Genomic DNA, 13,617 nt, shown 5'->3' with positions numbered 1-13,617 from the left:
CGGGGGCTGTCCCAGATGTTTACGGACTATGAAACAATGTCGGCATGCGCCGCAAAAGCCTGGGACAGTCCCCTTTTAAACCAAAAGGCTCGGGGACAGTCCCGGTTTTGCTCACAGCAGTGCACTTCATAAAGATGTGCTGAATAGTTACAAAAACCGTTAACAGGTAAAATCACCTGCGAACCGGAAAACATCAACAAGATAATCATTCTTGAAAATATGTCAATGGTAAGGCTGATTAATATCTCTGCATGGGGTAAATACAAAAAATATAGACATCATGTCAAGGACCAATGGGCAAAATACCATTGACATTTAAGGCCTCCGCTTACTATAATCAGCGTGAAATCAGAAATTGAACCGGTTCTGGCCGGAAACATGCTGAGGTTGTCTGGTAAAAATGTCATTCCATAAAATTTGCGTCTACCCCAAACAGGTTCTGGCCCGGAAAGCTGATGAAATTGCCAACATTGATGGACAGGTCCATAAATTAGCGGCCGACATGGTGGAGACCATGTACACCGCTTCCGGCATCGGCCTGGCCGCTCCCCAGATTGGCGTTTCTCAAAGACTTATTGTCGCGGATATGAGGAAAGAAGGAGATGGTGAGCTCATCACCCTGATCAACCCGGTCGTCGTCAGTGGCGAAGGACATAATGCCATTGATGAAGGCTGCCTCAGTGTTCCTGAGTTTACCGCCGAAGTTCCCCGCCAGGCTGAAATCCTGGTCAGGGGGGTAACCCTGGATGAAAAAGAAATTGAATTTACTGCCGATGGAGTTCTCGCCATCGTCCTGCAGCATGAGATTGATCACTTGAATGGCATTCTCTTCATTGATCGCATAAGTTCTTTGAAGCGGGATATATTTCTACGTAAACTGAAAAAAGGGAAGCTAAAGCAGTCATGAAGGTTATTATGGCTGCTTCCGGCTCTTTTGCAATCCCTTCCCTGGAGATCATGGCGGCTAGGCTGCCGGCAGAAAATCTGCTGGTTATCAGTCAACCGGACCGCCGTCGTGGTCGCGGTCGCCAATACCACCCCACCCCGATCAAACAGCGGGCATTGGAACTGGGATTATCCGTCATCACCCCGGAAAAAGTTGGAAGCCGCGAAGATATGGAAATATCTTCGAAATTTGCTGCCGATTTTCTGGTGGTCATTGATTACGGTCAGTTAATTCCTCACTCCCTGATCACCCTTCCCCGCCGGGAAGCTATCAATTTACATCCTTCACTGCTCCCGGATTACCGGGGTCCGGCACCCATTGTCTGGAGTCTGCTGAAGGGAGATTCAATTACCGGCGTTACGACCCAACTGCTGGCTGACAAAATCGACTGCGGTGATATTCTGCTCCAGAGAAAGACTAAAATAAAAGCATCCGAGACCAGTACACAACTGACGGAAAGGCTGCAAAACCTGGGAGCCGAACTGGTCTGGGAAACCCTGGAAAAATGGCAGGCGGGTTTGATCAAACCCGTGCCCCAGGACAACGATCAAGCATCTTACGCCCCGAAACTGCATAAAAAAGATGGCCTGTTGGACTGGAAGCAGGATGCCCACGAACTTGAGCGGCAAATACGGGCTTTAAATCCCTGGCCTGGCACCTTTACCTTCTGGCGGGGGAAACGGCTGAAAATTCTGGCAGCAACCATCATCCCGATAGAAATGGATAAAGCTCCAGCGCCGGGGACTACCCAAGTAAGTGATGAACAGCTTTATGCCGCCTGTGGCCGTGGGTTTATTCAAATTACCAAAGTTCAGCCGGAAGGACGGCAACCCCAAGACAGCAGTGATTTTCTCCGTGGCCATCACTTAACCACCGGCGAGCAATTCAACTCCCAGGAAAAAGTTTCATCAACATGACTTCTGAACCGGAATTTCCCTCTAAAAAACGTCTTTTTCTCGGACTGCTGATCCTGACCTTCGTCATAGTGCTGGTGGCGGTCAATATCCTCGGCTGGGTTGGAACGGTTGGGCTCCGGCAACTCCATCCAATCCTGCCACTCATGGCCCAGGTACTGGTTGGTATTGCTTTTATAGTCATCAGCACCATTATGCTCATTCTGGTTATGACGGTAGCGTTGGGCCGGGAGTTACCTTTCGGGCGTAAGCTCAGAGGCCTGATGGTCAAGGTTTTTCTGCCGATGATGATTATCATCGGCCGTTTATTCGGCGTTTCCCGGGAAAATATTAAAAGGTCTTTCATTGAGATCAACAACCAGCTCATCCTGTCCCGACATCTTCACCTGCCGCCGGAAAAAATTCTGCTGCTGCTGCCACACTGCCTGCAGCTGGCTGATTGCCAGCAGAAAATAACCAATAATATTGAAAACTGCAAACAATGCGGTTTATGCAATATTAAGGATCTGCTGGAATTAGCCCACAAATATGGAACCAGGATTGCGGTGGCTACCGGCGGTACTCTGGCCCGAAAGATTGTGAAGGATTATCGCCCGAGGCTGATCATTGCTGTAGCCTGCGAGCGGGATTTGACCAGCGGCATCCATGACACCTACCCTTTGCCGGTCTATGGCATTCTTAATCAACGCCCCAATGGCCCCTGCTGGAATACCAGAGTAGATATAAAACGAGTCGAAGAAGCAATCCTGACTTTCAGTCATCAATAAAACATGATGGCTGCGAAAAGTTCCATCTTCTTCGTGTTGTACGGTACAAGAAACTTTATACCGTAAACCTTACACCTTATACCGCATAAATATTTCCATGCCATTTTCCCCTCAACTGACTACCGTAACCAAGCAGCTAGATTCCCGACAGCGTATTGATATATCCGGTCTGAGAGGGTCTGCTCCAGCGCTATTTTTTGCTTTACTGGCTGATCAGGCTGACAAGCCCCTGGTAATTATCACCGAAGAATACCAGCATAGCCTTGAGCTCAGCCGGGATGTTGTCGGCTACCAGAAGATCATGGGTTCCGGATCATCGCAACCCGCAATTATAAATTTTCCGCCACTGCAACGACTGCCATATCAGCAGGTACTGCCGCTGATCAGTGTCGAGCAGGATCGCATCAAGGCACTCCACCGGGTCAGGCAGGAAAAGCACTACATTTTCTTCACCTCAATTACCGCCCTGATCGATCGCATGATTGATCCAACCTCATTTTATGGAGGTTTTTTCTCTCTCAACTGGGGGGATGCCATTAATCGTGAGCAATTGGCTGAAAGACTCCATGATCTTGGCTATATCCGAGTTCCCACGGTAGACGAACCAGGTGATTTCAGTATCCGGGGAAGTATAGTTGACATTTTTTCGCCACTTTCCGACCTTCCCTTACGGCTGGATTTCTTTGGTGATGAAATTGAGTCAATCAGGCCATTTGATCCAGCATCCCAAAAAAGCCGGTCGGAAGAGCTGGAATCACTGACCATTGCCCCGGCCCATGAAATTTTGTTGCCGGTAAAACGTCAACTGATAAAGGAGCGGCTGAAAGAACAATTCATTTCCCTTAATGATCCGCGGATTGACATAACAACCATCTATAAGAAGCTGGATCAAAACCCCAGTTTTCCCGGCATCGACAGCCTGCTGCCGGCAATCCATCCCGGCTGGCATGACCTTGAAAGTTATCTGCCGGATGCAACTCCTGTTTTTATCAATCCGCCGCAACTGGACGAAAAAATCTCCACCCTGCACAGCCTCCTGGTTGATGCCTATAACAAAACCAGAGAGCGGCATAAATTCGCCTTTCCGCCGGCACAATACCTTAAAGATATCGCCGGCCTGGAAGAAATTTTCCCCACCAGAGGACAGCTTGTAGTCCACCAGGACATCCAGGATGAGCTGAAAAACGGAAAAACCCTGGATTGCGACAGCCAGTCAAACCGTGATCTGCGAGACGCAATCTTAAGGGTGGTAACGCAACAACAGGAAGGCCTATTCGCTCCGGCGGCAGGAATTATTCGCGGCTGGCTCAAACAAAAACAACAGATTGTTTACTGTGGCAAAAGCCTGTCCGGCATCGAAAGAATCAAGAACCTGTTTACTGAATACCATCTCCCTTTCAGCACCGGAACTTGTCCTCTGACCATTTTCAAACAGATGCCCGAAGCTGGAGGTATCCATCTCCTGCAGGTGCCCTTGAGCCAGGGGACCAGGCTCTTCGATGAACAAATCATCATTCTCACTGAAACGGATATTTTCGGGAACAAAAAGGTTGTCCGGACCAAAGCCCGACCGGCACCTGGACAAAAGGTTTTCTTTGATGATTTTACCACCCTGAAACCCGGCAGTTATATTACTCATTTTGATCATGGCATCGGCATCTACAAAGGCTTGCAAACCCTGGAGGTAGAGGGGATCACTAATGATTATCTGATTCTGGAATACCAGGGCGGGGATCTGATCTATGTCCCGGTTGATCGTTTCAACCTGATTCATGCCTACCACGGCAGCAGTGAACAACCACCAAAGCTTACTAAACTGGGAAGCAGCCAGTGGGACCGGGTAAAAGTCAAGGCCAGGAAAGCCATTGATGATTTCCTGGTGGAGTTAATTGATCTTTATGCCAGCCGTCAAGTTGAATCCGGCTATGCTTATCCAAACCCGGATTCCATTTTCGAGGAATTTGAAGCAAGTTTCGCCTATGAGGAAACCTTAGATCAGGGGCAGGCCATTGATGATGTTATCCATGACATGCAGGCTGATCGACCCATGGATCGCCTGATTTGTGGTGATGTAGGTTACGGCAAAACCGAGGTGGCTATTCGGGCGGTTTTCATGGCCGTCACCAGCGGCAAGCAGGCAGCTATCCTGGTCCCCACCACCATTCTGGCCCAGCAACACTATAACACTTTCTGCCAGCGATTCGCCCGCTACCCTATCGTGGTAGAAATGTTAAGCCGATTCAAAACTCCTCACGAACAACGTGAAATCATTGCAAGGCTTCACCGGGGAACCGTCGATGTCATCATCGGCACCCATCGCCTCTTACAGCCTGACATCATCTTCAAAGATCTGGGGCTATTAGTTCTGGATGAAGAACACAAATTCGGCGTCCGCCATAAAGAAAAAATCACCTCCCTCAAACAGCACATTGATGTCCTGGCCATGAGCGCCACTCCCATACCAAGAACCTTACAGATGTCATTGTCCGGTATGAGAACCATGAGTGCCATCACTACCGCACCTCGTGACCGACTGGCAGTGAGAACTTATATAGCAGCCTATGATGAGGAAATCATTAAAGAGGCGGTAGCCAAGGAAATCGGTCGGGGAGGGCAGATCTTTTTCGTTCATAATGCGGTCAAAACCATTGAGGCCATGGCCGCCCACCTTCGGCAACTGCTTCCCGAGATAAAACTTGAAATCGCTCATGGACAAATGAAAGCCGCCGCGCTGGAAAAAGTGATGATGGCTTTTGCTGCCCATGAATTTGACCTGCTCCTATGTACCACCATTATTGAATCCGGACTCGACATCCCCAACGCCAATACCATGATTATCAATAAAGCCCATAAGTTTGGCCTGGCTCAACTCTATCAGCTTCGTGGCCGAGTTGGACGATCTCAAAAAAAGGCCTACACTTATCTGCTGGTGCCAAATCTCGATCAGTTGCCCAACGATGCCCGCCGACGATTGCGAGCCCTTGCCGAAGCCAGTGACCTGGGAGCCGGCTTTCGCGTTGCCATGCAGGATCTGGAAATAAGAGGAGCAGGTAATCTGCTGGGAAAAAGTCAATCGGGGCACATCAGCGCCATCGGTTACGAACTGTATCAGGATTTACTTTCCGAAGCCGTGGCGGAGCGCCGGGATGAGCCGATCAAAAAGCAGGTTGAGCCTGAGCTGAAAATCAATATACCAGCTTACATTCCGACAAACTACATCACCGATATTTCACTAAGGCTGCAAACTTATAAGCGAGTTTCCACCTGTACTGATTACCAGTCACTGTATGAACTGGAAGATGAACTGATGGACCGTTTTGGCTCCCTGCCCGAAGAAACACAGGAGCTATTCAACCTCAGAAAATTAAAGCTTCTCCTGATGGGATATCATATCCATTTTTTTGAAGTAGCAAAAAACCGGGTTGCAATTCATTTCAGCCCTGAGTCCGAACCAAATATTGAGAAAGTTATGTCATTGATCCAGACAGAACCGGAAAACTATCAGCTCACTCCCAATAACGGCCTTATTTTCCGTCAATCAGTTGATCCCGGCGACCTGTTCCCCTGGACTCAAAATCTATTGCAAAAAATCTTTTAACCTGATAGCCTCCCTTTTTCATTTCTCCACGGATAACAACTGCAAAACAGCAGCATCTGGTTTCCCCTCGGGGAGGAGATATTTCAGATAAGGGTTAAAAAGGTATATGCTGTTTTTATACCGTAAACCGTACACCGCAAAAAAAGGAGTATATCTAATGCAGACTCGAAGTACTAAACATCCAGGAAAAAACATATTAGCTCTGATTTTATTAGCCATCATGCTTTTCATCATTCCATCTTTCCTCTGGGCCGCAGACGATGCCGGCACGATCCTGGCCACCATCGGCAGTGAAAAAATAACCATGGCTGATTTTAAACAGGAATTAAACAGCCTGCCACCCAAATACCGGCAAATGACAGCAGATCCGGCTATCCAGAAGGAATTTCTTGATACCCTGGTAACCCGCAATATTATCTATCAGGAAGGAGTCCGCCAGAAAATGCCGGAAAATCCAATGGTCAAAAAACAGGTTGATGCTTTCAGGAAAAAACTGGTGGTTGCGGCCATACTTGATCAGGAAGTTAATCGTAAAATCAAAGATGTCAGCGACGCTGAGCTGAAAACCTATTACGATAAGAACCTCAAGGAATTCCAGCAGCCACGGCAGGTCAAAGCCCGCCACATCCTGGTTAAAGAGCAAAAGCAGGCTGAAGAAGTACACCGGAAATTACTGAAAGGTGAAGATTTCGCGACTTTGGCCAATGAATTTTCAACCTGCCCAAGCAAGGCCAAGGGTGGTGATTTGGGATTCTTCACCAGGGATCGGATGGTCAAGGAATTTTCTGATGTAGCCTTTTCCCTTAAACCGAAAGAAATAAGTCCGGTGGTCAAAACCCAGTTCGGCTACCATATTATTGTTGTTGATGAAATTAAGGAAGGACGGCAACAGACATTTGATGAAGTCAAAACTAAGCTGGGTGATAAGATCCGGGCAGAACGGAAAAACCAGTATTTCAATACTTATATTACTGAGCTCAAAAAACAGATAAAAGTAACAACATATCCGGATTTACTTGACAGCAAAAAATGATGGCTTCATAAAAACTCCATCTGCTTTGTGTTGTACGGTACAAGTTATGCGGTTTCCTCTTTATCATTCGTGCTTTCTTCTCCTGCTTCTGAGCATGTTTTTTTGTTCAGCCTGTGAAAATCGGGGTCAAGAAGTTGTAGCCACCATCGGCAAGCAACAGATAACCAAAAAACAGCTGGAAGCGAGAATCCAGAAATACAAGGCTGTTTTCTCCCATGCCGCTCCACAGGAAACCGTTACCCCGGCTGAACTCAAGCACTTTTTTCTTGACCAGATTATCGATGAGACCCTGGTTGCGATGGAAGGACGAAAAAGGGGGCTGGCGGTCAAGGAAGACAACCTGGAACAGCTTATCCGCAAAACGATGATCGACCTGGGTCGTACAGTAAGCTATCCATCCAGACAGGAAGCCTTGGAATACTACCGGAAGCATAAGAAAGACTATCTGGTGCACAAACAATATGAGACAACCCAGATTCTGGTTGCGGACGAACATCTTGCCTGGGAGCTCAAAGAAAAGATTGAAAAGCATCAGTTAAGCATGGAAGAAGCAGCCAGAAAATACTCAATAGGTGAAGAAGCTTCTAGTGGAGGGCATCTACAGCCCATGAGACTCAAGGACTTTATAGCCGAAATCGACAAAATTATTCCCCGATTGAAACCGGCACAGGTAAGCCCGGTCATACATAGCCCTTACGGCTACCACCTGCTGCGACTGGAACAGATTCTGCCAGCAGGATTTTTATCTTTTTCAGAAGTGGAAAATAAGGTCAAGGATGAGTTTTATGCCCTGAAGCTTAGAAATCATTTCAGCCGCTGGCTGACTGAAGCCCGGGTACGATATCAGGTTAGCATTAAGGCATCCCAATTAGAGGCAATCAATGAAAAATAAACCTGCATACTATTACTTCAGGATAATATTTATTCTGGCGGTATGTACCTGCAGCAACTCCATCCAGACAAGCCAGGCAAAAGTGGTCAATCAACTGCTGGCTGAGGTAGGCAGCCAGATTATTACCACCATGGACGTCATCCAGGCGGTTAACCTGGAATACGGACCACGGAAATTTTCCCAACTCTCCCGTGAAGGCCGGGAACAGGCGAAACAAAAGCAGCTGCACAAACTGGTTGATGATATTCTTTTAGTCCAGCTGGCCCAGAAAAAAGGCATCGATGTAACTGATAAAGAAATTGACCTGACCATCAAGCGGGTCATGGAACAAAACAAGATGAACGATGAACAACTGAAGAGAGCCTTGAAACAACAGGGAATGTCATTGAAAAGCTACCGGAGCAAGCTGATCAGGGATCTTTTGCGCACCAAGCTTATCAACCAGGAAATTAAACCCCATATTATTCTGGCCGACAAAGAAATACTTAGTTATGCGAAAAAGAACAATTTGTTTCCGGAGCACGAGGCGCAGGTTACCCTGTCCCAGATACTGCTCCCCCTGGCCAAGACCGAGACTGAAAAAGACAAACTGAAGAAAACGGTCGCGGAAATAAAAAAACGCCTGAAAAAAGGAGAATCTTTCGCCCCTCTGGCCCGGGAATTTTCCATCGGTCCGGCCGCCGACAGCGGCGGCAAACTGGGAAATTTCAACAAGGGGCAACTACTGCCGGAAATCGAAGCTGTCGCTTTCGGCAAGCTGCCGGTTAATCAGATGAGCGATATTATTCAAACCAGGCTAGGCAACCATTTAATCATGGTGCTCAGGCGCATTGACCCGCAGGGCAGCCGAACCCTGGAATCATTGTCGCCTGAAGTTGAAAGCAAAATCAAGAATGTGCTTTTTACTGACAAAGTCAAGCATGAACTGGAGCAGATGCGGGTAAAGTTACGCCAGGAATTTTCGGTTAAATATAAAAACTCAACTTTCTGAGTTGCCATAAACAGCTGGATTTATACGGTGCACTAACGTAATATCCCCGGCTGTTCCGGCATGGCTCTCGCTCATTCTCGCTGGCCGTCCATGGCCAGCTTCCGAGGCGTCCGCCGCGAATCACATCGTGTGATTCGTTCGGCGGCCAATACCGCTATGAGCCAAGCCCGAACATCCTGCTACAATATCTCTGGCAAACAAGTCAGAAAGTTGAGTAAAAATTAACACTGCTATCTGGTAACCTTTTGTAACAATAATATCATGTTCAACCGGGATTGTTTTTTTTACTAGACCTTCATACAAAGATCATTAATCAGTCATTTTCAGCACTATTGACCAACTTCTCCAAAGTCCCCTTCAACTCCCCGATTCCTGCCCCTGAGGTCGAGGATACAGCCATCAACAGCCGTTTCCCCTGTTCTGCTATCTTTGGAGATAGAGCTGCCAATAATTCTTTGACCCGCTGAGCCGGCAGGGTATCTGTCTGCGACAGGAGAACCAGTTTAACCCGCTTTGTTAACTGGGAATTATAGGCATTCAACTCCCCCATTACTGTCCGGTAATCATGGAACAGCAATGTTTCATCAGCACGGTTTTTCACCGATACCAGCAGGACGATAACCTCTGTTCGTTCCACATGCTTAAGGAACCTGATCCCCAGGCCACTACCCTGATGAGCATTCTCAATCAACCCGGGGATATCAGCGATGATCAGACGCTCATAATCACCGCCGGCCATAATTCCCAGATTTGGTTTCAAGGTAGTAAAGGGATAACCGGCAACCTTTGGCCGGGCTGCCGAAAGGACTGAAATAAGCGTAGACTTTCCGGCATTGGGCAGCCCCACCAAGCCAACCTGGGCAATAACCTTCAAAACCAAGCGCAGTTTTTTCATCTCCCCATCCTCACCCGGCTGGGCAAAACGGGGAACACGCATGGTGGAAGAAGCAAAATGGGTATTACCTTTCCCACCCCGCCCACCGCTCGCCAGCAGCAATTCCTGCCCATCAGTCAGGACTTCGCCGACAAACAGCCGTTCATTGTCATCGGTCAGTTCCCAGACTTCCGTTCCCAGGGGAACGGCAATTTCCAGGGCTGGAGACGCAGCACCATCTTTGCCTTTTCCAGCGCCATTGCCGCCTTTTTTCACCCGGAAAGTCCGCTGATGGACCAGATCAAGCAGAGTATTTTTCTGAGAATCTCCAGTCAGCAGAACATCTCCACCCTTACCACCATTACCGCCATCAGGACCGCCTTTGGGGACAAATTTCTCCCGCCGGAAACTGACACAACCGTTGCCGCCATCACCGGCATGAACCTCAATCGTTGCCTCGTCGATAAATCTCATAATCTTACCCCAAAAAAAATGAGCCCCACAAAGGGGCTCACCTTATTTATACTACTGCAAAAAGCAATAAATCTAGGCTGGAACCGCCGCTGAATAAACACTGACTTTTTTCCTCTTCTTATCCAGGCGCTCATACTTGACCACCCCTTCAGTCAAGGCAAACAGGGTATCATCCTTACCGCGGCCAACATTATTACCGGCATGAATCCTGGTACCACGCTGCCGCACCAGAATACAGCCCGCCGGAACTTCCTGTCCGGAAAAGCGCTTGACGCCCAACCGTTTACTGACGCTGTCACGACCATTGCTGGTGCTGCCACCACCTTTTTTATGAGCCATTTTTATCTCTCCCCTATTTCTTAAAAAAGAGATCTTGCGATTCAGATTACAATTATAACTGCTGATGCTGAATACCTTCGTCAGCAAACAGCAGTTGCCAAATAAACATCTCTACGCCGTAATCTCTCCGATTTTAACCTCGGTTACAAACTGTCGATGCCCACGCATCTTCCTGTAACCTTTACGTCTTTTAGATTTAAACACCAAGATTTTTTTATCTCGCTTCTGCGTCACTATCTCACCGGCAACCTTGGCATTCTCAATACAAGGATTACCAACCACCAGTTCATCTTCCTTGACGATGGCAAGAACCTCAGAAAATTCCACTGCATCGCCGGCATCGCCATCGAGTTTTTCTATCTGGACAACCTGTCCGGGGGTTACCCGATATTGCTTCCCGCCAGTTTTAACCACGGCATACATGAAAATCGCTCTCCTTATATAATCAATGATATACTATATACATCCAAGGCTTCCTTGAAAAATGGCCTTTTTGCCCGATTACTGCGTTAGGCTCAAATTATAATCCTCAAAATATTAAATATATTCCTGCGGTTATAATTTTTGCCTGCCTTGTACTCAAACAAAAATTCTAATTTTTCAAGACAGCCATAAGTCAACAGAGGATGTCGTTTATAAGTTATTCCTTCACGGATGTCAAGCAGTTTTCTACCTGCTTACCGTGGCAAGATTTGTGAATAATCAACATCTTCACCAGCAACTTTTTAAACCGCAACAACATAATCAATCTATAATTCTTTAAGTTTATCTTTGGCAATCGCCGCGCTATTACTGTCTGGAAACTGTTCAACCAACTTTTGATAAAATCCCTTAGCTTTTCCATCAAAACCAATGGCCTGATATGACATGCCGACTTTCAGCAGGCTGCCGGGCACTTTCTTGCTTTTGGGATAATCCGCCAGAACGCGTTTGAATTCAGTAATGGCCTGGGCAAATTCCGACAGTGAATAGTAGTCTTCTCCCAACCAGTAGCGGGCATTACTAACCATCTCATGCTTCGGATAAGCCCGGATAAAAGCATGAAACAGATCAATGGATTTTTCAAAATTGCCATTTTTATAATAGCCAAAAGCCTGCTGATAGGTCATCATTGCCTTATCCGCAGACACTGTCTTTGACTTGCCGCCAACCACTGCTTTTTTGGCCGGAGTCACAGTAGAAGATTTTACTTTTTGTTTTTTTTCAGCTGCTTCGACAGCTGATCGAACCAGATGCTGACTGTTCTTTAACGCCAGGTCACGAATGCCATCAACTTTCAACTGCAAATCCTGCAATTGGATTTCCAGTCCCTTCTGCTTTACCTCCTGATCCTGCACCTGCTGTTCCAAGGTGGAGACTTTGTTTCGCAATTTTTCTACCTCGGGACGTTCATCCAAAGGCATTTTACAAGAGGCGCAGAAGCACAGACAGCCACACACCAAGATTACGAAAAGACGCTGCATCATTTCACCCTCTCATCCTATGGAAAAGATTCATCCCCATCACTTGGATTTTTGTGACTGCTGCCAATCAGCCATGAATCGCTCAATGCCAATATCAGTAAGCGGATGTTTAGCCAGCTGCATCATGACTTTAAACGGAATAGTTGCCACATCAGCCCCCATTTCAGCTGCTGCCAGGACATGCATTGGGTGACGGATACTGGCAACGATAATTTTGGTTTGGTAGCCATAATTATCAAATATCAGGGCAATTCTTTGAACCAGATCCATTCCATCAGTGGCGATATCATCCAACCGTCCGACAAATGGACTGACATATGAGGCTCCGGCTTTAGCCGCCAGCAGGGCCTGCAAGGGTGAAAAAATCAAGGTCACATTGGTCTTTATTCCCTTATCAGCAAGAACCTTCACCGCCTTTAGCCCTTCTACAGTCATTGGTATTTTAATGACGATATTGTCGCCCAGGCCGGCCAGTTTTACGGCTTCTTCAATCATCCCTTCAGCTTCAAGAGATATGACTTCCGCGCTTATGGGACCGGGGACTAAACGGCTTATTTCCATAATCATTTCAACGAAGTCACGACCTTCCTTAGCCACCAGACTGGGATTGGTGGTCACTCCGTCAACCAATCCATACTCACTGGCCCGTCTGATTTCCTCAAGGTTTGCCGTATCAATAAAAAATTCCATCACTTTCCTCCCGAATACCATTTTTCTTTAAGTGTTAACTAAATTGAGCGATTAGCTTTTAGCCGTTAGCTATTAGTTCAATGATTAAAGGGATTTCACTATATACATTTACCTGTTGGTCACTGTGTATTATGTAAATCTTCGACTTTATCTATAGATTGACAAATTTTTATTATTTCTCACAGAGACACGGAGTCACAGAGGGCAAATGACTGGGGTTCTCTGTGACTTTGTGCCTCTGTGACTTTGTGCCTCTGTGAGAGTATTTTTGTCTTTTCTGAAAACGTAGCCGAATATTTACTGTATTATTAACCTAAAATCTTAATTTTACTCAGCTAAATGCTAAGAACTAATTGCTTAACTTAAGTGTTAGATTTTATCCCACCAATTGTAATTTGATTGCCAAGAACTCATCCGCATTTTTTTATTTCCGGATAAAAACTACTGAATATCCCCTAAAATGATTTCGGCAACCGGATATTCCTTCTCACCACCATTTTCCCGGTATTTTTCCAGCAACATGGCAATATCACATTCTTTTTCCGGATGGATAAAATGCGGCGCAATCTCGCAAAGAGGGTAAAGGACAAAACCCCTCTTGGCAATGGCCGGATGGGGAATAATCAGATCATGTTG

The 13,617-nt window shown here is 46.8% G+C and carries 14 protein-coding genes; 8 read left to right on the top strand and 6 right to left on the bottom strand.

The genetic code is table 11. The annotated features are described in order from the left end of the window. Positions 1-400 precede the first annotated feature (400 nt). From def to U9P07_06495, 8 genes are all read left to right on the top strand, one after another. Entirely contained in the window at positions 401-907 is a 507-nt protein-coding gene (gene def, locus U9P07_06530) for a peptide deformylase (protein MEA2109059.1), read from the top strand. Next, a complete protein-coding gene (gene fmt / locus U9P07_06525) occupies positions 904-1,863 on the top strand; it encodes a methionyl-tRNA formyltransferase (protein MEA2109058.1) in 960 nt (319 codons plus the stop codon). The genes def and fmt overlap by 4 nt, the downstream gene beginning before the upstream one ends. Next, a complete protein-coding gene (locus U9P07_06520; protein MEA2109057.1) occupies positions 1,860-2,627 on the top strand; it encodes a DUF116 domain-containing protein in 768 nt (255 codons plus the stop codon). The genes fmt and U9P07_06520 overlap by 4 nt, the downstream gene beginning before the upstream one ends. Before the next feature lie 97 nt (positions 2,628-2,724). Then, positions 2,725-6,225 (top strand): transcription-repair coupling factor, encoded by a 3,501-nt coding sequence (gene mfd, locus U9P07_06515; protein ID MEA2109056.1) that lies wholly within the window; start codon positions 2,725-2,727, stop codon positions 6,223-6,225. A 157-nt stretch (positions 6,226-6,382) separates the two neighbouring features. Then, the gene (locus tag U9P07_06510; GenBank protein ID MEA2109055.1) at positions 6,383-7,258 is read left to right on the top strand and encodes a peptidylprolyl isomerase; all 876 of its coding nucleotides are present in this window, start codon (positions 6,383-6,385) and stop codon (positions 7,256-7,258) included. A gap of 46 nt (positions 7,259-7,304) precedes the next feature. Next, complete coding sequence (locus U9P07_06505; GenBank protein MEA2109054.1) at positions 7,305-8,150, top strand: peptidyl-prolyl cis-trans isomerase; 846 nt, start codon at positions 7,305-7,307, stop codon at positions 8,148-8,150. After that, complete coding sequence (locus U9P07_06500; protein MEA2109053.1) at positions 8,140-9,141, top strand: peptidylprolyl isomerase; 1,002 nt, start codon at positions 8,140-8,142, stop codon at positions 9,139-9,141. Before U9P07_06505 ends, U9P07_06500 begins: the two co-directional genes overlap by 11 nt. A 60-nt stretch (positions 9,142-9,201) precedes the next feature. Beyond that, positions 9,202-9,366 (top strand): hypothetical protein, encoded by a 165-nt coding sequence (locus U9P07_06495; GenBank protein MEA2109052.1) that lies wholly within the window; start codon positions 9,202-9,204, stop codon positions 9,364-9,366. Between the two features lie 88 nt (positions 9,367-9,454). Here U9P07_06495 and obgE read toward each other — a convergent pair whose 3' ends face one another. From obgE to U9P07_06465, 6 genes are all read right to left on the bottom strand, one after another. After that, positions 9,455-10,489: a GTPase ObgE gene (gene obgE, locus U9P07_06490; protein ID MEA2109051.1), complete on the bottom strand. Its 1,035-nt coding sequence runs from the start codon at positions 10,487-10,489 to the stop codon at positions 9,455-9,457. A 72-nt stretch (positions 10,490-10,561) separates the two neighbouring features. Then, complete coding sequence (rpmA, locus tag U9P07_06485; GenBank protein ID MEA2109050.1) at positions 10,562-10,828, bottom strand: 50S ribosomal protein L27; 267 nt, start codon at positions 10,826-10,828, stop codon at positions 10,562-10,564. A 111-nt stretch (positions 10,829-10,939) separates the two neighbouring features. Then, positions 10,940-11,251, bottom strand: a complete 312-nt coding sequence (gene rplU / locus U9P07_06480; GenBank protein ID MEA2109049.1) for a 50S ribosomal protein L21 — start codon at positions 11,249-11,251, stop codon at positions 10,940-10,942. Positions 11,252-11,577: 326 nt separating this feature from the next. Then, entirely contained in the window at positions 11,578-12,294 is a 717-nt protein-coding gene (gene ybgF / locus U9P07_06475; protein MEA2109048.1) for a tol-pal system protein YbgF, read from the bottom strand. 36 nt (positions 12,295-12,330) lie between these two features. After that, a complete protein-coding gene (fsa, locus tag U9P07_06470; protein MEA2109047.1) occupies positions 12,331-12,981 on the bottom strand; it encodes a fructose-6-phosphate aldolase in 651 nt (216 codons plus the stop codon). A gap of 441 nt (positions 12,982-13,422) precedes the next feature. Further along, positions 13,423-13,617 (bottom strand): hypothetical protein (locus U9P07_06465; protein MEA2109046.1); only part of this gene is annotated, 195 nt, incomplete at its 5' end.

It is taken from the genome of Pseudomonadota bacterium (assembly GCA_034660915.1).
Classification (GTDB): Bacteria; Desulfobacterota; Anaeroferrophillalia; order Anaeroferrophillales; family Anaeroferrophillaceae; genus DQWO01.
Note: the sequence above shows the minus strand (reverse complement) of the source record. Positions and strands in the feature narration are given on the sequence as shown.